Source organism: Cellulosimicrobium protaetiae (assembly GCF_009708005.2).
GTDB lineage: Bacteria > Actinomycetota > Actinomycetes > Actinomycetales > Cellulomonadaceae > Cellulosimicrobium > Cellulosimicrobium protaetiae.
This window is the reverse complement of record NZ_CP052757.1, coordinates 2814462-2834601: the sequence shown is the minus strand read 5'-3', so window position 1 is coordinate 2834601 and position 20140 is coordinate 2814462. Positions and strand designations below refer to the sequence as shown.

Below are 20140 nucleotides of genomic sequence, written 5' to 3'. Positions count from 1 at the left end.
GGGCAACCCTTCGGGCGGTGTCGTTGCAGGTCAGGAGACGTGAGCGCGCCCCCGGCCGGGAGCACCGGTGGCCGGGGGCGCGCGGTCTGGTGGGGTCAGAGCCCGCCGAGCAGCGCCGTGAAGTCGGGCGTGGCTGCGAACGGGTCCGCAGGGCCGGAGTTCTTGCGCAGGGCGACCTTCTCCGCGAGCTCGCGCCCGGCTCGGGCGATCCGGGCGGGCAGCCCGCCGCCGGCGTCGGCCTCGGCGGCCGCCCAGTCGTCGGTCGCGGCGAACACGGACGTCGTGGTGACGTCGGCCCGCAGGTAGGTGAACAGCGGGCGAAGGGAGTACTCGAGCGCGAGCGAGTGGCGGGCGGTGCCGCCGGTCGCGCCGAGCAGGACGGGCGTGCCGGTGAGCGAGTCCTTGTCGAGGATGTCGACGAACGACTTGAGCAGCCCGGAGTACGTGGTGGTGAACAGCGGGGTGGCCACGACGATCCCGTCGGCGGCGGCGAGGCGCTCGAGGACCTCGGCGAGCTCGCCCGTGGGGAACCCGGTGAGCATGGTGTCGACGACGGCGTGCGCGTGGTCGCGCAGCTCGACGGTCTCGACCTCGGCGCTCACGCCGAGCCCCTGGAGCTCGCGCACGGTGGCCTCGCCGAGTCGGTCGGCGAGGAGGCGCGTGGAGGACGGCTTGGACAACCCGGCGGACACCACGACGAGGCGGCGGTCCGGGGCGGGGGTGCTGGCGGTCATGCGGTGCTCCTGGGGTGTGGCGTGTCGTGCGGGGGTCGGTCCGTCACCGGGCCGGGTGGTGCGGGGTGCCCGACGGCGGCCGGTCGCCGGGTGCGCGGGGGCACCCCTCGACCGTACGCCGTCGGGCGACCGGTCCCGCGGCCGGTCACGTCGGCCGCGGGACGGCGCGGGTCACAGCCCGAACGCGGCGCCGGCGTTCGCCGGCTGCTGGTCGTCCTCGGCGGTGCGCCCGGTCCAGCGGTCCTCGGTGCCGCCGACGTGCGCGGCACCCTCGGTCCCGGCGGCCCGGGCGGCGGCGACGCGCTCGGCGTGGCTCGGCGGGTTCGCCGGCACGTGCGCGGGGCGCGCGGCCTCCATCTCCTTGCGGAGCACGGGCACGACCTCGCCCGCGAGGAGGTCGATCTGCTCGAGCACGGTCTTGAGCGGCAGGCCGGCGTGGTCCATGAGGAACAGCTGACGCTGGTAGTCCCCCACGTGCTCGCGCATCGCGGCGTACCGGTCGATCACCTGCTGCGGGGAGCCGACGGTGAGCGGCGTCTCGCGCGTGAAGTCCTCCATCGACGGGCCGTGCCCGTACACGGGAGCGTTGTCGAAGTAGGGCCGGAACTCGTCCCACGCCTTCTGGGAGTCCTTGCGCAGGAACACCTGGCCGCCGAGGCCGACGATCGCGGTGTCCGCGGGGCCGTGGCCGTGGTGCTCCCAGCGCTGGCGGTAGAACTGCACCATCTGCTTGGTGTGGCTGATGGGCCAGAAGATGTTGTTGTGGAAGAACCCGTCGCCGTAGTAGGCGGCCTGCTCGGCGATCTCGGGGCTGCGGATCGACCCGTGCCACACGAACGGCGGCACGCCGTCCAGCGGGCGCGGCGTGGAGGTGAAGCCCTGCAGCGGGGTGCGGAACTTGCCCTCCCAGTCCACGACGTCCTCGGTCCACAGACGGCGCAGCAGCGCGTAGTTCTCGATCGCGAGCGGGATGCCGTTGCGGATGTCCTGCCCGAACCACGGGTACACCGGTCCCGTGTTGCCGCGCCCCATCATGAGGTCCATGCGCCCGCCGGAGATGACCTGGAGCATCGCGTACTCCTCCGCGAGGCGCACGGGGTCGTTCGTCGTGATGAGGGTCGTGGACGTCGACAGGACGATGTTCTTCGTCACACCGGCGAGGTAGCCGAGCATGGTCGTCGGCGAGGACGGGACGAACGGCGGGTTGTGGTGCTCGCCCGTCGCGAAGACGTCCAGTCCCGCCTCGTCGGCGTGCTTCGCGATGGTCAGCATCGAGCGGACACGCTCGGTGTCGTCGGGGGTCCGGCCCGTCGTGGGGTCCGTCGTCACGTCGCCGACGGTGAAGATGCCGAACTGCATGGTGTGCTCCCGTGAGTCCTAGGTCGATGCGTTTGCATGTACACGGCGCACAACCGGGCATCTCCCCCGTTTGTTCCCGCGTCGTCCGCGCACGGGTGCGTGAGCGTGCGCACCTCCGGGGCCGCGCGACGCCGGACGAGTTGCGTCGGGCATCGAAACCCGGGAGCCTGGGACCGCGACGCGCCGTGGCGGACCGGCTCGACGCCGTGGGAGCGGACCGGCCGCGAACGCCCGCGACGTTCACCGGACCTTCACTGCACGCCGGAACACCGACCGACGGCGAGGCGTTGCCTCTCGTAGACCGGGCCGCTGCCCGCACCCCACCGGGCGCGCCCACCCACCCCCGAAGACCCCTCAGGAGGACACCATGGCCGACCGTTCGCTGCGCGGGATGAGCATCGGTGCGAAGAGCATGGAGTCGGACGAGGGCGTCGACTTCGCCCCCCGCTTCCAGGCGCACTACGACTGCCCCAACGGGCACACCATCATCCTGCCGTTCTCGACCGACGCCGAGGTCCCCCCGGTGTGGGAGTGCCGCTGCGGCGCCGAGGCGCTGCTGCGCGACGCGGAGCGCCCCGAGCCCAAGGCCGGCAAGCCCGCCCGCACCCACTGGGACATGCTGCTCGAGCGCCGCACCATCTCCGAGCTCGAGGAGCTGCTCGACGAGCGCCTCGGCCTGCTGCGCGCCGGGAAGCTGCGCCGCAGCGCCTGACACCGCGCGGTCGCCCGACGACCGGAGAGGCCCGGACCCCGTCAGGGGTTCGGGCCTCTCGTGCGCCACGGGCAGGGCGCCGAGGCTGCACCGCTCGCGCACCGTCCTCGCTGCGCCCGCCCTCAACGAGACGCCCGGCTCCCCCGCCCCCGCACGGCACCCGCGAGCTGGGCCGCGCGCCGTCGCGCACCCCACACGGTGACCTTCCACAGCGCCTCGGTGACGATCGCGCGGCTCATCTTCGACCGGCCCGCGGTGCGTTCGACGAACGTGATCGGCACCTCGACCACGCGCCCGCCCGTGCGCGCGACCCGCCACGCCATGTCGACCTGGAAGCAGTACCCGTGCGACTCCACGCTCGCGAGGTCGACGGCGCGCAGCGCCCCGGCCCGGTACGCGCGGAACCCCGCGGTCGCGTCCCCCAGGCGGAGCCCGAGCGCGACGCGCACGTACGCGTTGCCCGCGCGGGAGAGCACCTCGCGGTGCCACGGCCAGTTCTCCACCCGCCCGCCCGGCACCCAGCGCGACCCGATGACGAGGTCCGCGCCCCGCTCCCCCGCGGCGTCCGACCGGGTCGGGCCGAGCGCCGCGAGCAGGGACGGCAGCTGCTCGGGCTGGTGCGACCCGTCGGCGTCCATCTCGACGAGGACGTCGTACCCGGCGTCCAGGCCCCAGCCGAACCCGGCGACGTACGCCGCGCCCAGCCCCTCCTTGCCCGCCCGGTGCAGCACGTGCACGCCCGGGTCCGTCGCGGCCGCGGCGTCGGCGAGCTCGCCCGTCCCGTCGGGGCTCGCGTCGTCGACCACGAGCACGTCCGCGTCCGGCACCGCGGCGCGCAGACGCGCGAGCGTGCCCGGCAGGGTCAGCGCCTCGTCGTACGTGGGCACGACGACGAGCACGCGGCCCGGCGCGGGCTGATCCTCCGGGCGGCTCACCGCGCGTCGTCCCCGGTCGCGGCCGGCCGAGCGGCCCGGCGCTCGCGGACGACGCTCACGACGCCCGCCGCCAGCAGGCCGAGCGCGAGGAGCTCGACGGCCCGTCCCGGCCAGTCCCCCGCCCGGACGGCCGGGGTGAGGCTCGTGCGCAGCGGCAGGTCCGCGACCATCTGGTCGGCCGTGAACAGCTCGGTGCTCTGCAGGAGGGTGCCGTCGGGGGCGATGACGCCGCTGACGCCGACGGTCGAGACCTGCACGGTCGCGCGCCCGGTCGACACGGCCCGCAGGCGCGACATGGCGAGCTGCTGGGTGGACTCGGCGGTGTACCCGAAGGAGGCGTTGTTCGTCTGCACGACGAGCACCTCGGCGCCCGCGTCCACGGCGTCGTTCACGAGGCCGTCGTAGGCGACCTCGAAGCAGATGACGACGCCGAGCGGCACGGTGCGCCCGAGGCGCTCGGACGCGAGGTCGACGACACCCGTCTCGGTGCCGGGGATCATGTCGATGCTCACGCGGTCGACCTGGTCGGAGAAGATCCGCAGCAGGGACCGCAGGGGGATGTACTCGCCGAACGGGGCGGGGTGCTGCTTGGCGTACCGGTCGACGACACCCGCGCCCGGCTCCCACAGGAGCGACACGTTGTACCGGCCGCCGGTGTCGGGGTACTCCTGCGCACCGACGAGGATCGGGGCGTCGACCTCGCGCGCGGCGTCGTCGATCGCGCGGGCGACGTCGGGCGCGGTCTGCGGGTCGAGGTCGGACCCGTTCTCGGGCCACAGCACGACGTCGAGGTCGCCGGGCTCCACCTCGTCCAGCAGCGCGACGGTCCCCTGGAGATGGTTGTTGAGCACCTCGGCCCGGTTCGCGAACGACCCCAGCCCGGGCTCGCCCACGTTGCCCTGCACGGCCCCGACGGCGAGGGTGCCCGCCTCGGCACGGGTGTCGAGCGGCACGAGCAGGGGCGCGGCCACGAGAGCCCCGGCGACCGCCACCGGGACGACGGCACCCGTCACGAGGTCGCGGCGACGCACCACCGCGAGCACCGCGACCGCGAGCAACGACCCGGCGAGCGCGACGAGGAGGGACACGAGGACCTCGCCGCCGAGCCACGCCGCGCGCCCGAGCGGGGAGTCCGCCTGGGAGAACGCGAGCCGGCCCCAGGGGAAGCCGCCGAACGGCACCTCGGTGCGCGCCTGCTCGACGCCCACGAACAGCAGCGCGAACGCGACCGCCTGTGCCCACGGACGCCCGGCGAGCCACGACCACCGCCGCGCCCACACCCAGGCGGCGCCGAGCACGGCGACGAAGCACGCCTCCATGGCGGACAATGCGACCCACGGCACGGTCTCGGTCGCGTAGTTGGCCCACCACAGGTGCGGCAGGAAGAACGCGAGCCCCCACACGAGCCCCACGAGGAAGCCCCAGCGCGCACCGTCGCGACGCAGCGCCCAGAACAGCGCGGCGACGCCGACGAACGCGACGGGCCACCACCCGCGGTCGGGGAACGCCGCGTCGGTGGCGAGGCCGCCCGCGAGGGCCAGGAGGAGCGTGAGCGGCCGCGACGGCGGCCCGACCAGGGTGCGGCCCTGCGCGGCGCCAGGGGCACGGCGACCGGTCTCGACGGTGCCCGGTTCGGGGGGTGCCGACGACGCGGGGTCCGACGACGGGGAGTCCGGTCCTGAGGTGGACGGTCCTGCGGGGCGGGGTCGCCCGGCCGGGGTGGCCGCGGGCTCGGGGGCGTGCACGGGTGCACCCTACGCCACGCACCTGCACGGACCCGGTGCGCGACGACGGTCGGGCGGGTGATCTGCGCGGCGGGTGTGTGCGGGCTCGCGCGCCCTTCGGCCCGTACGCCGCCGCCACCGGCGGAGCACGTTTTCTACTGAGCGCGCGAGCCCGGCCAGGTACCCGGCGCGGGACGCCGAGGGGTCGTCGTCGGTGGCTGATCCCCCTGCGGCCGCGGGGGCCGGAACACCCTGTCGAACCTACTCCGGCTCACGGCCCTGTCAAGCGGTAGCGGTCAGACGAACGTGTCGAACAGCGGGACGCCGTCCCGCACGGTCTGCAGGCACCGCGGCCGCGGCACGTCCGGGCCGAGCTCCGGCAGGAGCGGCTGCCCGGCGCGCGCGTCCGTGCTCCACGACGACGTCGTGCGCCCGAGCGCGCCCTGCACCACGAGGTGCTCGCCCCGCCACACCGCCAGGTGCGCGGGCGCCCCGACGCGCAGCTGCCCGGCGCCCGTGTGGTCCAGGCCCGCGATGCGCCAGCCGCCGCGGGTGTGCGCGCGGAACGCGGCCCGCGCCGAGATCTGCTGGTCCGGGTCCACGTGCGACATCGCGGCGAGCACGCCCGCCCACGGGTCCAGTCGCGTCACCGGCGCGTCCGACCCGAACGCGAGGGGGACGCCCGCCCCCGCGAGGTCCGCGAACGGGCTCAGGCCCTCGGCCCGGGTCGCGCCCACGCGCGCCGCGTACATGCCCTGCGGGCCGCCCCACGCGGCGTCGAACCCGGGCTGGATGCTCAGGCTCACGCCGAACAGCAGGAGCGATGCCAGCGCCGTCGCGTCCACGAACAGCGCGTGCTCGACGCGGTGGCGGGCCGCGCGCACCGCGCCCTGGCCGTGGACGTCGGCGGCGACCTTGAGCCCGAGCACGAGCTCGTCCATCGCGCGGTCCCCGATGACGTGGAAGCCGCCCTGCGTGCCCGCGGTGCCGACCGCGGACAGGTGGTTCGCGATCTGCTCCGCGCTCAGGTAGAGGGTGCCGCGGTCGGTGCGGTCCGGGCCGTCCTGGTAGGGCAGGCGCATCGCCGCGGTGCGCGACCCGATCGAGCCGTCCACGTTGAGGTCGCCCGCGATGCCCGTCAGGCCGGGCACGTCCGCGAGGAGCTCGCGCGCGTCGTCGACCGTGGTGCACAGCTCGCCCCGGTACCCGACGACGTGCGCCAGCCCCGAGGACGCCTCGCCCGTGAGCGCGAGCAGCTCGCGCAGCCCTGCGCGCGTGTCGATGTGCGGGGCGCTCATCTCGTGCACCGACACGATCCCCTGCTCCGCCGCGGCGCGCAGCGCCGCCCGGTACAGGTCGGTGCGCCGCGCCGGCGACACGTCGCGCGCGACGTCCCGGGCGACGTGGTGCGCCTCCCCCGTCACCCAGCCCGACTCGTCCCACCCGGGCCGCTCCGCCAGGGCGCAGCGCCGCGCGAGCGTCGTGGACACCACGGCCGAGTGCACGTCGACCCGCGCCGCGTACACCGCGCGCCCGCCCGCCGCGGCGTCGAGCTCGGCGCGCGTCGGCGGGCGCCCCTCGGGCCAGGACCGCTCGTCCCACCCGAACGCGAGCACGACGTCGTCGTCCCCGACGCCCGCCGCGGCCTTCGCGACCGCCTCCAGCGCGGCCGCGAGGGTCGTCACGCCGGCGCTCGCGGACAGGTCGACGCCCGCGAGGGCGAGCCCGACCTCGAACAGGTGCACGTGCGCGTCGACGAACCCGGGCGCGACGAGCGCGCCGTCGAGGTCGATCACGCGGTCGGCGCGAGCGGCGAGCCCGTCGGCCGTGTCGTCGGCGCCGATCCAGGCGATCACGCCGTCGTCGACGAGGAGTGCTTCGGCGAACGGGTCGGCCTGGGAGTGGATCACGCCGCCGCGGTACAGGGTTGAGGCCACAATCCTTCACGATACCGCCACAACCGCCCGAACCTCGCCCGACCGGTCGGGCGTCGGCGCAGGTCGGGCCGGGTGTCGTGCACGTCACGCCCGCATCGAGCGGGCTCGTCTCGGCACCCCTGCTGGTGGTGCGGACGCACGCCCGCTCGCGGAGACGAGGGACGCCCGTCGGCTCAGACGCTCGAGTACGCGACGACGCCGCGCCGCAGCGTGTCGATGGCCTGGTTCGCGGTGCGTCGGACGGCGGGGGTGGGTGCTGCGGTCGCGACCTGGTCGAGGACGTCGATCACCTGCTTGCACCAGCGCACGAAGTCGCCGGCCGCGATCTCCGAGCCGCGCAGCACGGCGTCGAGGCTGCGGCCGACGGCCCACCGGTGCACGGCGGTCACGAGGCCCTCGTCGAGCTGTCCGGTGGCGTCGATGTCGTGCTCCTCCTCGAGGTCGTCCACCTCGGACCACACGCGCGTGGTCGCCTCGAGCGCGCGGGCGAGCTTGCCCTGCGGGCCGCCGGGGACGTCGGGCTCGCCGTGGTCCTCGCGCCGCCCCGCGTACACGCACGTGGACACCACGGCCGCCAGGGCGGGCGCGTCGAGGTCCTCCCACACGCCGCGGCGCAGGCACTCGGCGAGCAGGAGGTCGTTCTCCGCGTACAGGCGCCGCAGCCACTGCCCGTCGCGCGTGACGCGCAGCCCGGCGCGCGCCGCGCGGTCGCCGTCGTCGCCGTCCCGCGCGCCGCTCGCGGGCTCCTCCGCGTCCAGGGCGTCCTCGAGCGGGGCCACCGGGTCGTCGGCGGCCTCGCCCGGGGCGAGGTAGCCCAGGGTGAGCAGGACGTCGCAGATGCGGTCGAACACGCGCGCGATGGACCCGGTGCGGCCCTCGACGCGGCGCACGAGCTGGTCGTGCTCCTTCTTGAGCCGCGCCCACCGCTCGGCCCAGCGCGCGTGGTCCTCGCGGTCGGGGCAGTCGTGGCACGGGTGGGCGCGCAGCTGCGCGCGCAGGCGCGAGAGCTCGGCGTCGTCCGCGGCGGCGGACCGGGCGCGGGTGGTGCGCCCGGGACGCGCCCCGGGCTCGTCGAGCGCCCCGAGGGCGTTGCGCAGCGTCGAGGCGAGGTCGCGTCGCTGGGCGGGCACGCGCGCGTTGAACGTCTTGGGGATGCGCACGCGACCCACCGTGCGGATGCCGCCGGGCGCGTCGGCCACGGTGAGCTTCTTCACCTGCCGGTCCTGCGTGAGCACGGTCGGGCGGGGGCCGTCGAACCCGGCCCCCTCCCCCGGGTCGAGCACGACGACGTAGCCCGCGCGCCGCCCCGACGGCACCTCGACGACGTCCCCGGGACGCAGCCGCTCGAACGCGGCCACGACCTCGGCGCGTCGGGACCGGCTCGCGGCGCGCGACAGGTCGCCCTCGCGCGCGGTGATGCGCCGGCGCAGCGCCGCGTACTGCGCGAAGTCGCCGCGGTCGCACGTCATGGCCTGCGCGTACCCGTCGAGCGCCTCGGCGTGCGCCTGCGCCTGCTTCGCGAGCCCGACGACGCCGCGGTCGGCCTGGAACTGGGCGAACGACGTCTCCAGCACCTCGCGCGCCCGGTCCCGGCCCACCTGCGCGACGAGGTTGACCGCCATGTTGTACGTGGGCCGGAAGCTCGAGCGCAGCGGGTAGAGGCGCTTGGACGCCAGGCCCGCCAGGTGCACGGGGTCCAGGCCGGCGTGGTCGACGACGACGGCGTGCCCCTCGACGTCGATGCCGCGCCGCCCGGCGCGCCCGGTGAGCTGCGTGTACTCGCCGGGCGTGACGTCCACGTGCGCGGTCCCGTCCCACTTGACGAGCTTCTCCAGCGCGACGGACCGGGCGGGCATGTTGATGCCGAGCGCGAGCGTCTCGGTCGCGAACACGACCTTGACCAGGCCGCGGGAGAACAGCTCCTCGACGGTCTCCTTGAACACGGGCAGCATCCCCGCGTGGTGGGCCGCGATCCCGCGCGCGAGCGACTCGGTCCACGTCCAGTACCCGAGCACGTCCAGGTCCTCGGCGGGGATCGTCGCGGTCCGCTCCTCGGCGACCCGCCGGATCTCGGCCTCCTCCGCGGGCGAGGTGAGGCGCAGCCCCGCGGTCAGGCACTGCTGCACGGCGCCCTCGCACCCGGCGCGGGAGAAGATGAAGTAGATCGCGGGCAGCAGCCCGTCGGCGTCCAGCGCGTCCACGACGGCGAACCGCGCCGGGGTGCGGCGTGCCCCCAGCCCGCCCGGCCCCGACCGGTCCGGGCCCGGGCGACGTCCGCCCCGCCCCCGGTACCCCCGGTCGCCCGGGCCGCGCCGACCGCCCGGCCCCGACGCGCCCGTGCGCGGGGCCGCGCGGAACGCCGCGAGCAGGTCCGGGCTGATGGGCGGGTTCACGCCCGGGTCGGTCGGGTCCACGTGCCCCGCGTACAGGTCGAGCAGGTCCGCGCCGAGCGCCCGCCCGCCGCCCGCGTGCGCGACCCCGGTCGCCGGGTTCGCCGACGCGACCAGCACGTGCTGCCACAGCGGCACGGGCCGGCGCTCGCTGACGACGACGGTCGTGTCGCCGCGCACCATCTCCAGCCAGTCGCCGAACTCCTCCGCGTTCGACACGGTCGCGGACAGGGAGACGAGCTGGACGTCGTCCGGCAGGTGGATGATGACCTCCTCCCACACCGGTCCGCGGAACCGGTCGGCGAGGTAGTGCACCTCGTCCATGACGACGAACGCGAGGCCGTCGAGCGTGCGCGACCCCGCGTAGAGCATGTTGCGCAGCACCTCGGTCGTCATGACGACGACGGGTGCCTCCCCGTTGATCGTCGTGTCGCCCGTGAGCAGCCCCACCGAGTCCGCGCCGTGGCGGCGCACGAGGTCGCCGTACTTCTGGTTGGACAGCGCCTTGATGGGGGTCGTGTAGAACGCCTTGCGCCCGCCCGCGAGGGCGAGGTGGACGGCGAACTCGCCCACGACCGTCTTGCCCGCGCCCGTGGGGGCCGCCACGAGGACGCCGCGCCCCTCCTCGAGCGCCTCGCACGCGCGCTCCTGGAAGTCGTCGAGGGGGAAGTCGAGGACCTGCCGGAACTCCGCGAGCCGGGTGCGGGACGCCGCCTGGCGGGCCCGGGACGCGGCGTAACGGGCGGCGGGCGATTCAGCGGCCGTCATGACGCCAGCCTACGGTCCGGCACCGACCTGCAGGACGTGCAGCGCGCCCGGGACGACGTCCACCCGCAACGGGAGGGGGCCCAGGTGCTCCCCGTCGGCGAACGCGTGCGGCGGGGTCGCTCCGGCCTCGGTCGCCGCGACCGTCACCGACGTCGCGCGCAGCGTCCCCACCCCCGGGTTCGCCAGGTGCCGCCCCGCGTACATGCCGGGGAAGATGCGGGCGGCGCCCCAGCGCCCGAACGGGCCCGCGACGACGACGTCGAGCAGGCCGTCGTCGAGCGTCGCGCCCGGCGCGATGCGGATCCCGCCGCCGATCCGCGGCCCGTTCGCGACCGCGACGAGCGCGCCCGGCGACTCCCACACCACGGTCCGCCCGCCGTGGGCGTCCCGGCCGTCGGGGTCCGGGCTCGTCCCGACGGCGGCGCCGTCGCGCAGGAGGGGAGCCCCGGCGAGCAGGTCGGGCAGCTCGTCGCCCGCGGGGACGCCGCGCAGCGTGACCCGGTACCCGTACGGGCGGTACCGCGTGATCTCGGTGAGCGCCGAGCGCGCGTACCGGGACCGCCCCCGCGGCCACGTGGCCGCGTTCGCGTGCGCGTTCACGGCCGCGTCGATCCCCGCGGACAGCACGCCCGCGTACCAGCGTGGGCCGGCCAGGTGCGCGCCCGTGACGCGCGCGGCGTCCACGGCGCGCACCGCCGGGGTGGCGCTCGCGGTGGTGCCGAGGGCCGCGAGGAGGGCGTCCACGCACCGGTCGACGCGGGTCGTGGGCAGGCCGAGGGCGTGGGCGAAGTCGTTGCCCGTCCCGACGGCGACGATCCCCAGGGGGACGCCGGTCCCGGCCGTCGCGTTCACGCCGAGGTGCACCATCCCGTCCCCGCCGACGACGACGAGGGCGTCCACCCCGGGCCGGTCGGTCCCGTCCGTGCCGCGCACGGCGGCGTCGGCGGACTCCTGGGCGAGGGGGAGGCTGGGGGCGCTGAGGTCGACGACGGCGTGCCCCGCCGCGTGCAGCGCCTCGGCGGTGCGCGCGCCCGCGGTGCGGCCCCGGCCGCGCCCAGCCGTCGGGTTGACGACGAGCGCGACCGTGCTCACGCGCGGCCCCCGCGCCCGGCGGGGCGCGGCCGGGGCAGGACGCTCACAGGGCGAGCCGTGCCGCGTCGCGCTTGTCGGCGCGCCGGTCGTGGAGGTAGCTGATGCCGAGCGCCGCGAAGTACAGGCCGCAGATCGGCAGCGCGACGAAGATCATCGTCAGCGCGTCGGGCGTCGGGGTCATCACGGCCGCGAACACGAACGCGATGAGCACCGCCCACCGCCAGCCCTTGGCCATCGCGGACGCGCGCAGGATGCCGGTCGCGTTGAGCGCGACGAGCACGACGGGCAGCACGAACGCGAGCCCGAACGCGAGCACGAGGCGCATGACGAAGCTCAGGTAGCCCTGCGCGTCGGCCAGGTTGGTCGCGCCGTCGGGCACGAACCCGGCGAGGATGTCGACCGCGTGCGGCAGGACCCACCACGCGAGGAGAGCGCCGCCGAGGAACAGCGGGACGGACGCGCCGAGGAACGCGAACGCGTACCGCTTCTCCCGGGTCGTCAGACCCGGGGTGATGAACGCCCACAGCTGGTACAGCCACCACGGGCACGTGACGATGACGCCGAGGAAGAGGGAGACCTTGACCTTCATGTCGAGCGCGGACGCCAGGCCCGAGAAGTTCAGGCTGATGACCTTGCCCTGCTCCTCCGCCGCCTTGAGCAGCGGCGCCTGCAGCGCCTCGAGCAGCGGCTCGTAGAGGAACCACCCGACGATCGCGCCGGCCACGAGGCCGCACGCGGCGAGGAAGAGGCGCTTGCGCAGCTCCAGGAGGTGCTCGCGGAGCGGCATCCGCCCCTCGGGGTCACGGGAGGTACGTGACACCGACTATCCCTTCGATGTGTCGCCCGGTTCGGGCGACGTCGTCCCTCCGGTCACGGTCGGCGCAGACGTACCGGTCGACGTGTGCGTCGTGCCGGTGCCACCCGCCGCGGGGGGCGTCGTGTCGTCCTCGCGCAGGTCCTTGACCTCGCTCTTGAAGATCTTCAGCGACTGGCCGACGCTCTTGGCCAGGTCGGGGAGCCGGCGCGCGCCGAACAGGAGCAGGATGACGACGACCAGCACGATGATGTGCCAGGGCTTGAGCATGCCCATGGGCTAACTCCTCCTCGAGGCGAACGGCGCTACGCGAGCGAGTCTACGCGGTGAACCCTACGCGTTGAACCGGCGCCAGCGGGCCCAGACCTGCTCGTCGCGCCGCCGCCGCTCGTCGCGCCGCTCCGCCCGCTCGGCGCGCAACGCGTCCACGCGCTCCTGCAGCACGACGGGGTCGTCGAACAGCGTCGGCGCGGTCGACGGCTGCGCCTCCTCCAGGGCGCGCGACAGCTCGTCGGCCCGTGCGCTCATGTCCGCTGCGACCTGCGAGGCGCGCGACAGCTCGCGACCCAGCCCCTTCACGGACCGCCACAGGCGCCGCGCGAGGAAGAACGCGCCGACGAGCGTGCCCACGACGAGCAGCGTCCAGACCCAGAACCACATGCCGCCTACCCTAGCCAGCGGCCCGGTCGTCGCCCGACGGCGCCGCCCCCGGGCCTGCGGGCTCTTCCGGCAGGTGCGCGTACGCGGCGAGCGCGGCGCTCGCGGCCTCGCGCACGTCGCGCGCGACCGACGCCGGCTCGACGGCGAGCACGTGCCGCGCCCGCTCGGTGAGGAGCTGGCGCAGCCAGACCGGGTTGGTGACGCGCAGGCGCACCTCGAACGCGCCGTCGGGCAGGTTGCGCACGGACTCGACGGGGACCTGCTCGGCGACGGCGCGTGCGGGGCTGGCGAACGTGATCGTCGCGAGCGGCGCGTCGCCGGTGGGCGTGAAGTCGACGTCGGGGTCGACGTCGTGCCCCTCGACGGGCTGGTCGAGCTCGGTGGCGGCGAGGATGCGGTCGACGCGGAACGTGCGGCGCCCGCGGGCGCGGTGGCACCACGCGAGCAGGTAGGCGTGCTCGTCCTGCGTGTGCAGGGACACGGGGTCGACCTCGCGCTCGGACTCCTCGTCGGCGGCCGTCACGTACCGGATCCGCAGGCGGTGGCCTGCGACGAGCGCGCTCGTGATCGCCGCGACGACGCGCGGGTCGCCCTCGGGCGCGAGCTGCACGTCGAGCGCCGCCGCGGCCTCGCCGGTCGCGTCGGTGAGCTTGCGCAGCACCGACTCGACGACGCCGGCGCGCTCCGGGTCGGCCTGCACCGCCGCGGTCTCCCGCATGGCGCGCAGCGCCGCGATGAGCGCGACGGCCTCGCGCGTGCCGAGCCGCAGGGGCCGCGTCATGCCGCGCGCCTCCGTGAGGCGCACGACGCCGCGCTCGATCGAGTCGGCGTCGAAGTCGATGAGGTCGTCCGGCCAGTACCCGGGCGTGCCTGACACCCACAGGGCGTCCACGTCGTCCAGGACCTGGCGCTCGCTCACGCCGAAGTGCCGGGCGAGCTCGCCCACCGGCACCGGCCCTGCGCCGTCCAGGTACGCGACGATGCCCAGCAGGCGCACCAGCCGGTCGTCCGCGCGCTCAGCCACGCCCCGCCTCCTCCGTCGACCCCTCACCCTGCTCCGAGCCCGAGCCCAGCGCCGCCGCGTCCCGCAGCCGGCGCACGACCGCCTCGCGCAGGTCCGGCGGGCCGAGCACCAGCACCGCGTCCCCGTACCCCACGACCTCGTCCGCCAGCGCGTACCGCACGTCGTACGCGACCTCCAGCACGTCACGACCCGCGCCGTCGCCCGCCCGCGCGTCCGGCACCGACCCCACGAGCGTGCCGCGCGCCCGCAGCGCACCCGCACGCTCCGGTACGACCGCCAGGCGCGCCACGCCGCCCGCGTCGCGCGTGCCCAGGGCCGCGTCGACGTCCACGTCCACGGGGACCTCGAACGCGTCGCGCGGGCCCGTCGCCCGCACCCGGCCCTCGACCCGGCTCAGCCGGTACGACCGCGGCGCCCCCCGGTCCAGGTCGAGCCCCACCAGGTACCAGCCGCCACGCCGCGCCGCGATCCGCCACGGCTGCGCACGCCGAGCCCGCACCTCGCCCGTGCTCGCCGCCCGGTACGTGAACGACACCGCGCGCCGCGCCGAGATCGCGTCCATGAGCGTCGCGTACGCGTCGCCCACCGGCCGCACCTGCGGCGCCAGGCCCGCCACCACGTCCATCGCGGTCTCCCCCGCGCCCGCCGCCCGCAGCTTCGTCAGCGCACGCGAGATGTCCGTGCGCAGCGTCTTGTCCTGCCAGAACTGCGCCGCCAGCGCCAGCACCCCCAGCTCGGCCGGCGTCAGGTCCACCGCGGGCAGCGCGTACGCGTCCTGGTCGATCCGGTACCCCACCTCGTCCGCGTGCCCACCCGCGTCCACCGTGACGATCGGGATCCCCAGGTCGCGCAACGTGTCCTTGTCGCGCTCGAACATCCGTTCGAACGCGTCCGGGGAGGGGGCGTCACCGTACCCCGCCACGCTGATGCGGATCTGCTGCTTCGTCATCGACGCGTTCGTGTTCACCAGCGCGATCACGAGGTTCAGCAGGCGCGCGGCCGGGTTCGTCGACGACGACCCCGACGACGACGCGGCGGGGGGCGCGGAGAAAGGGGGCGTGGGCTCGGACATCGGCACCACGCTAGTCGGTCGATAGGGTGTGCCGCGTGATCACGTGGCGGACCGCGACCGTGGTGTCGCACGCGAAGGCCTGGACCGGCGCCCAGGAGCTGCACGTGCGGCTCCACGACCCCCTCCCCGGGCGCGACGACGACCCCGACGCGACCGTGCGCGCCCTCGCGTACACCCAGCTCGTCGGCACCCCCGCCCCCGGCGAGCACGTGCTCCTCAACGTCTCCGCCCTCGCGCGCGGGCTCGGCACCGGCGGGTACGCCCTCGTCGTCGGCCCCGCCCAGCCCGGCACCCCGCTCCCGCCCGACCCCGCACCCGGCCCCGGGCACCTCGTCAAGGCCCGCTACACCCCCCTCCAGGCACTCGTCCTCGGCGTCGACGAGCAGGAGTCCCCCCACCACGACACCCTCCGCGACGCCGACGACCTCGCCGGCACCCCCGTCGTCGTCGCCGACCTCCACTCCGCCCTGCCCGCCGTCGTCACCGGCGCCCGGCACGCCGCGGCGCTCGCGGGCCGCCCCGCACCCCGTGTCGCCTACGTCATGACGGACGGCGGCGCCCTGCCCGCCGCGTTCTCCCGCACCGTCGCCACCCTGCGCGACACCGGCTGGATCGACACGTGCCTCACCGTCGGGCAGGCGTTCGGCGGCGACCTCGAGGCCGTCACCGTGCACACCGGGCTCCTCGCGGCCCGCCACGTCACCGGCGCCGACCTCGTCGTCGTCGCCCAGGGCCCCGGCAACCTCGGCACCGGCACCCGCTGGGGCTTCTCCGGCGTCGCCGCGGGAGAGGCCCTCAACGCCGTCGCCGCCCTGGGCGGACGCCCCGTCGCGTCCCTGCGCGTCTCCGGCGCCGACGCCCGCGACCGCCACCTCGGCGTCTCCCACCACTCCCTCACCGCGTACGGCCGTGTCGCCCTCGCCGCGAGCGACGTCCCGGTGCCCGTCCCCGCGCCCGACGTCGAGAACCTGCCCGGGTGGGGACCCGACCTCGCGCGCCGCGTCGCCGAGCAGGCCGCGACCCTCGCCGCCCCCACCGGGCGCCACCACCTCGTCGACGTCCCCGCCGACCCCGCCCTCCTCGCCGCGCTCCACGACGTCCCCGTCCGGCTGTCCACCATGGGCCGCGGCCTCGACACCGACCCCGCCGCGTTCGTCGCCGCCGCCGTCGCCGGCATCCACGCAGAGTCGCTGCGACCCGCATGACCGCACCGCAGGGGGAGGACCACCACCGGCCCGGACCGGCACGCTTCGCCGCCGTCACCGCGCTGGCGCTCGCGGCCGTGCTCGCCGCAGCCGTCGGGGCGCCGTGGGGCTGGGAAGCGCCCGCGTGGCTCGACGACCTCACGCAGGACCCGGCCGACCCCCCGACGTCGACGCCACCCCCCGAGGACGTCAACACCGCGCCGGACGAGCTCGAGCTCCCATGGGACGCGACCGGGATGTCGTTCGACACCTACCTCCTGTGGGTCCTCGTCGCGGTCGTGGTCGTCGTCCTCGTCGTGCTGGCGCGCCGGTACCTCCCGCACCTGCTCGTGCGCCGACGACGACGCGAGCTCCTCACGGCACCGCCGGGCGACGTCTCCGTCCACGCGGCCGAGGACCCCGTCGTGCCAGAGCTGCGCGACGCGGTCGAGAAGGCCCACGACGACCTCCGCGCACCGGACGCCGACCCGCACGACGCCGTCGTCGCCGCGTGGGTCGCACTCGAACGCGCCGCGGAACGGGCGGGGACCCGGCGCGACCCGGCACAGACCCCGACCGAGTTCACGACCGCGGTCCTCGCGAGCACCCGGGTCGACGCCGACGCGGTCGCGACGCTGCGCGGCCTCTACCACCGCGCCCGGTTCGGCGAGACGCCGCTCGGCGAGCGCGACCTGGAGGCTGCCCGCGGCGCGCTCGCCCGGATCGGCGCCGACCTCGCGCCACCCCCCGGCACCCCGACCACCGCCGCGCCGGCGCCGAGCGACGTCCCCCCGCACGACGAGGCACGGGCATGAGGGCGCGCGAACGCTGGGACCGCCTGCGCCCCGCCGACCGGCGCGCCCTGCTCGCGGCCCTCGTCGCCGTCGGGCTCGGCACCGCCCTCACGCTGATCGGGTCCTCGCCCGCGCACACCCTCATGCTCACCGCGCTCGGCATCGCGGGCGTGCTGCTGTGGCACCGCACCGGGTACGCCGGAGACACCGTGTGGCCCCGCCTCCCGGCCGTGCGCCGCGACGGCAACCGACGCGACGTCTCCGACCTCGGCTGGTCCGTCCTGGGACGCGACGGACGGGTCACGGCCACCGCCGCCCGCCGGGTGCGCCACCTCACGGAGCGACGCCTCGCCCACCACGGGATCGACGACCTCGCCGACCCGGACGCCGCGACCGACGTCGCAGGGCTCCTCGGCCCCCGGGCCGCCCGCACCGTCCACGACCTCGTCACCGACGGGCGCCTCCCCACGCCCACCGAGCTCGACACCTGGCTCACGGCGTTCGACCGGCTCGACCAGACCCCCACCACCCCGGACCGCCCCGACGGAGGGACACCCCGATGACCGCCGACCCCACCCCCCGCGCCGCCGGGACCCCCACCGCCCTCGACGTCCCCACCGTCGCCGCGCACGGCCGCGCCGTCCTCGACGAGGTCGCGACCGCCGTCGTCGGCGCCCGCGAACCCCTCACCCTCGCGCTCGCCACCGTCCTCGCCGGCGGCCACGTCCTCTTCGAGGACGTCCCCGGGCTCGGCAAGACCCTCGCCGCGCGCAGCCTCGCCCGCGCCCTCGGGCTCGACTTCACCCGCCTCCAGTGCACCCCCGACCTCCTGCCCTCCGACGTCACCGGATCCTCCGTGTACGACCCCGCCACCCGGACCTTCGAGTTCCGGCCCGGACCCGTCTTCACCGGGCTGCTGCTCGCCGACGAGATCAACCGCACCGCCCCCAAGACGCAGTCCGCGCTCCTCGAGTCCATGGCCGAGCGCCAGGTCACCGTCGAAGGCACCACCCACGTCCTGCCCCGCCCCTTCCACGTCGTCGCCACGTCCAACCCCGTCGAGCACGAAGGCACCTACCCGCTCCCCGAGGCACAGCTCGACCGCTTCATGGTGCGGCTCTCCGTCGGGTACCCCGGACGCGACGAGGAACGCGAGGTCCTCACCCGCCGCATCGCCCGCCGCCACGACGACCCCGTCGTCCGCCAGGTCGTCGACCGCGACACCGTCCTCGCCATGCAGGACGCCGTCGAGCAGGTCGACGTCCACCCCGACGTCATCGCCTACTGCGTCGACCTCGCCGCCGCCACCCGCACCCACCGCGACCTCGAGGTCGGAGCCTCCCCCCGCGGGTCCCAGAACCTCGCCCTCCTCGCGCGCGGCGTCGCCGTCCTCGACGGACGCGACGTCGTCCTGCCCGAGGACGTCAAGCGCGTCGCCGTCCCCGTGCTCGCCCACCGCCTCACCCTCACCCCCGGCGCCTGGGCCGCCGACCTGCGCCCCGAGACCGTCGTCGCCGGGATCCTCCAGACCGTCCCCGGCCCCGCCACCGTCGGCGCTCGCGGATGAGCACCCCCACGGCGGGACGCGACACGGACGCGCCCCGCTGGCGCACCACCGTCCACCTCGGCGCCGGCGTCCTCCTCGGCACCACGCTCCTCGCCCTCGGCGTCCTCTTCCGCCGCCCCGACGCCGCCCTCCTCGGGCTCGCGCCGCTCCTCAGCGCCACCTGGGGCTGGACCCGCCGCCCCCACGGACCCGTCACCCTGCGCGTCGTCCTCGACACCGACTCCGCGCCGGGCACGCTCAGCGCGCGCAGCGTCGCCGCCGTCCCGCCGGGGGTCGAGCTCCTGCGCCTGCGCGGGGTCGCGCCCGGAGGCCTGGTCACCGAACGCCTCGTCGACGCGACCCGCGGAGACCGCGAGCTCACCTGGCACGCGCCCTCCGCCCGTACCGGCATCACCGACACCCTCCGCGTCGACTACGCCGCCTACGGTCCCGACGGCGTGGAGGAGCAGGTCCCCCGCGTCGCCACCGGCCCACGCCGCCTCGTCCTGCCCCACCCGACCCCGCTCGGACGCCTGCCCCTCTCCTCGCGCCTGCGCGGACTCTCAGGCCCCCACACCTCCCGGCGCCCCGGCGACGGCACCGAGCTGCGCGACGTCGACGCCTTCCGCCCCGGCGACCGGCTCCGCCGCATCGACTGGCGCGCCACCGCCCGCCGCTCCCCCACCCTCGACACCCTCTACGTCCGCCGGACCTTCGGGACCGCGGAGGCCACCGTCGTGCTCGTCGTCGACTCCCGCGACGAGGTCGCCCCCGACCTCGCCACGTGGAACGGCGTCGGCGCCCAACGGCCCGACGAGGCCACGTCCCTCGACCTCGCCCGCCACGCCGCCGCCTCCGTCGCCCAAGCCGTCCTCGCCGACGGCGACCGCGTCGCCCTCGACGACCTCGGCCGCCTCGCTCGACCAGTCCGGCCGGGAGGCGGACGACGCCACCTGCGCCGCATCCTCCACGGCCTCGCCCTCGCGCGACCCGTCGGCGACCCCTCCGCCCGCCACCGCCCGCCCCAGGTCCCCGCCGGCGCCGCCGTCTACCTCTTCTCGACCCTCCTCGACGACGAGGCACCCCGCCTCGCCCACCAGTGGCACGACACCGGGCACGTGGTCGTCGTCGTCGACGTCCTGCCCCCCGTCTCCCTCGCCGAGGTCGACGACCACGTCGCGACCGCCTGGGACATCACACGCCACGAGCGCGACGACCGCGTCCACGACCTGCGCGCACGCGGCGTCGTCGTCGTGCGCTGGCACGACGACGTCCCCGGAGCCGACGGCGCCCGCGGAACGCTCGAGCTCGCTGCACGGCGTCTCGACCGGCAGGACGCCGGACGGTCGGGCGTGACGACGGGAGGCGCCCGATGAGGCGTCTCGTCCGACGCGA

The 20140-nt window shown here is 76.0% G+C and carries 18 protein-coding genes; 6 read left to right on the top strand and 12 right to left on the bottom strand.

Annotated features, from left to right (window positions below; genetic code table 11):
• Positions 1–95: 95 nt before the first annotated feature.
• Both FIC82_RS12005 and FIC82_RS12000 read right to left on the bottom strand, forming a co-directional pair.
• Positions 96–734, bottom strand: coding sequence for a CE1759 family FMN reductase (locus FIC82_RS12005; protein WP_154798707.1), 639 nt, complete (start codon positions 732–734; stop codon positions 96–98).
• 171 nt (positions 735–905) lie between these two features.
• Positions 906–2093: an LLM class flavin-dependent oxidoreductase gene (locus FIC82_RS12000; RefSeq protein WP_154798706.1), complete on the bottom strand. Its 1188-nt coding sequence runs from the start codon at positions 2091–2093 to the stop codon at positions 906–908.
• A gap of 367 nt (positions 2094–2460) precedes the next feature.
• On the opposite strand from FIC82_RS12000, the gene FIC82_RS11995 reads away from it, so the two are divergent.
• The gene (locus FIC82_RS11995; protein ID WP_021483180.1) at positions 2461–2805 is read left to right on the top strand and encodes an RNA polymerase-binding protein RbpA; all 345 of its coding nucleotides are present in this window, start codon (positions 2461–2463) and stop codon (positions 2803–2805) included.
• A gap of 122 nt (positions 2806–2927) precedes the next feature.
• Here FIC82_RS11995 and FIC82_RS11990 read toward each other — a convergent pair whose 3' ends face one another.
• The 10 genes from FIC82_RS11990 to FIC82_RS11945 form a co-directional block, all read right to left on the bottom strand.
• A complete protein-coding gene (locus FIC82_RS11990) occupies positions 2928–3740 on the bottom strand; it encodes a polyprenol monophosphomannose synthase (RefSeq protein ID WP_168731792.1) in 813 nt (270 codons plus the stop codon).
• On the bottom strand, positions 3737–5485 hold the full coding sequence (lnt, locus tag FIC82_RS11985) for an apolipoprotein N-acyltransferase (RefSeq protein WP_336240033.1): 1749 nt from the start codon (positions 5483–5485) through the stop codon (positions 3737–3739). Before lnt ends, FIC82_RS11990 begins: the two co-directional genes overlap by 4 nt.
• Before the next feature lie 275 nt (positions 5486–5760).
• Complete coding sequence (locus FIC82_RS11980) at positions 5761–7401, bottom strand: amidohydrolase (protein WP_168731791.1); 1641 nt, start codon at positions 7399–7401, stop codon at positions 5761–5763.
• A gap of 173 nt (positions 7402–7574) precedes the next feature.
• Positions 7575–10559, bottom strand: coding sequence for a DEAD/DEAH box helicase (locus FIC82_RS11975; RefSeq protein ID WP_154798705.1), 2985 nt, complete (start codon positions 10557–10559; stop codon positions 7575–7577).
• Between the two features lie 9 nt (positions 10560–10568).
• Positions 10569–11651, bottom strand: a complete 1083-nt coding sequence (locus FIC82_RS11970; protein ID WP_168731790.1) for a diacylglycerol/lipid kinase family protein — start codon at positions 11649–11651, stop codon at positions 10569–10571.
• Between the two features lie 43 nt (positions 11652–11694).
• The gene (tatC, locus tag FIC82_RS11965) at positions 11695–12438 is read right to left on the bottom strand and encodes a twin-arginine translocase subunit TatC (RefSeq protein WP_154800177.1); all 744 of its coding nucleotides are present in this window, start codon (positions 12436–12438) and stop codon (positions 11695–11697) included.
• Between the two features lie 36 nt (positions 12439–12474).
• A complete protein-coding gene (gene tatA, locus FIC82_RS11960) occupies positions 12475–12741 on the bottom strand; it encodes a Sec-independent protein translocase subunit TatA (protein WP_154798704.1) in 267 nt (88 codons plus the stop codon).
• A gap of 57 nt (positions 12742–12798) precedes the next feature.
• Positions 12799–13125 carry a hypothetical protein gene (locus FIC82_RS11955; RefSeq protein ID WP_154798703.1) on the bottom strand — a complete coding sequence of 109 codons (327 nt, stop codon included), beginning with the start codon at positions 13123–13125 and terminating at the stop codon, positions 12799–12801.
• A gap of 10 nt (positions 13126–13135) precedes the next feature.
• Entirely contained in the window at positions 13136–14149 is a 1014-nt protein-coding gene (locus FIC82_RS11950; protein WP_168731789.1) for a helix-turn-helix transcriptional regulator, read from the bottom strand.
• The gene (locus FIC82_RS11945; protein WP_154798702.1) at positions 14142–15221 is read right to left on the bottom strand and encodes a helix-turn-helix transcriptional regulator; all 1080 of its coding nucleotides are present in this window, start codon (positions 15219–15221) and stop codon (positions 14142–14144) included. The genes FIC82_RS11950 and FIC82_RS11945 overlap by 8 nt, the downstream gene beginning before the upstream one ends.
• A 35-nt stretch (positions 15222–15256) precedes the next feature.
• Between FIC82_RS11945 and FIC82_RS11940 the strand changes: the two genes are divergently transcribed.
• Genes FIC82_RS11940 through FIC82_RS11920 form a run of 5 tightly spaced genes read left to right on the top strand, consistent with a single transcriptional unit; the run spans position 15257 to position 20121 of the window.
• On the top strand, positions 15257–16426 hold the full coding sequence (locus FIC82_RS11940) for a DUF3866 family protein (protein ID WP_168731788.1): 1170 nt from the start codon (positions 15257–15259) through the stop codon (positions 16424–16426).
• Positions 16423–17220: a DUF4129 domain-containing protein gene (locus FIC82_RS11935; protein WP_154798701.1), complete on the top strand. Its 798-nt coding sequence runs from the start codon at positions 16423–16425 to the stop codon at positions 17218–17220. The genes FIC82_RS11940 and FIC82_RS11935 overlap by 4 nt, the downstream gene beginning before the upstream one ends.
• Entirely contained in the window at positions 17217–17762 is a 546-nt protein-coding gene (locus FIC82_RS11930) for a hypothetical protein (RefSeq protein WP_154798700.1), read from the top strand. The genes FIC82_RS11935 and FIC82_RS11930 overlap by 4 nt, the downstream gene beginning before the upstream one ends.
• On the top strand, positions 17759–18766 hold the full coding sequence (locus FIC82_RS11925; protein ID WP_154798699.1) for an AAA family ATPase: 1008 nt from the start codon (positions 17759–17761) through the stop codon (positions 18764–18766). Before FIC82_RS11930 ends, FIC82_RS11925 begins: the two co-directional genes overlap by 4 nt.
• On the top strand, positions 18763–20121 hold the full coding sequence (locus FIC82_RS11920; RefSeq protein WP_154798698.1) for a DUF58 domain-containing protein: 1359 nt from the start codon (positions 18763–18765) through the stop codon (positions 20119–20121). The genes FIC82_RS11925 and FIC82_RS11920 overlap by 4 nt, the downstream gene beginning before the upstream one ends.
• Positions 20122–20140: the final 19 nt, after the last annotated feature.

Coding starts and splice junctions, on each gene's coding strand:
- FIC82_RS12005 (WP_154798707.1), bottom strand. CDS start 734: ATGACCGCCAGCACCCCCGCCCCGGACCGCCGCCTCGTCGTGGTGTCC.
- FIC82_RS12000 (WP_154798706.1), bottom strand. CDS start 2,093: ATGCAGTTCGGCATCTTCACCGTCGGCGACGTGACGACGGACCCCACG.
- FIC82_RS11995 (WP_021483180.1), top strand. CDS start 2,461: ATGGCCGACCGTTCGCTGCGCGGGATGAGCATCGGTGCGAAGAGCATG.
- FIC82_RS11975 (WP_154798705.1), bottom strand. CDS start 10,559: ATGACGGCCGCTGAATCGCCCGCCGCCCGTTACGCCGCGTCCCGGGCC.
- tatC (WP_154800177.1), bottom strand. CDS start 12,438: ATGCCGCTCCGCGAGCACCTCCTGGAGCTGCGCAAGCGCCTCTTCCTC.
- tatA (WP_154798704.1), bottom strand. CDS start 12,741: ATGGGCATGCTCAAGCCCTGGCACATCATCGTGCTGGTCGTCGTCATC.
- FIC82_RS11955 (WP_154798703.1), bottom strand. CDS start 13,125: ATGTGGTTCTGGGTCTGGACGCTGCTCGTCGTGGGCACGCTCGTCGGC.
- FIC82_RS11945 (WP_154798702.1), bottom strand. CDS start 15,221: ATGTCCGAGCCCACGCCCCCTTTCTCCGCGCCCCCCGCCGCGTCGTCG.
- FIC82_RS11935 (WP_154798701.1), top strand. CDS start 16,423: ATGACCGCACCGCAGGGGGAGGACCACCACCGGCCCGGACCGGCACGC.
- FIC82_RS11930 (WP_154798700.1), top strand. CDS start 17,217: ATGAGGGCGCGCGAACGCTGGGACCGCCTGCGCCCCGCCGACCGGCGC.
- FIC82_RS11925 (WP_154798699.1), top strand. CDS start 17,759: ATGACCGCCGACCCCACCCCCCGCGCCGCCGGGACCCCCACCGCCCTC.
- FIC82_RS11920 (WP_154798698.1), top strand. CDS start 18,763: ATGAGCACCCCCACGGCGGGACGCGACACGGACGCGCCCCGCTGGCGC.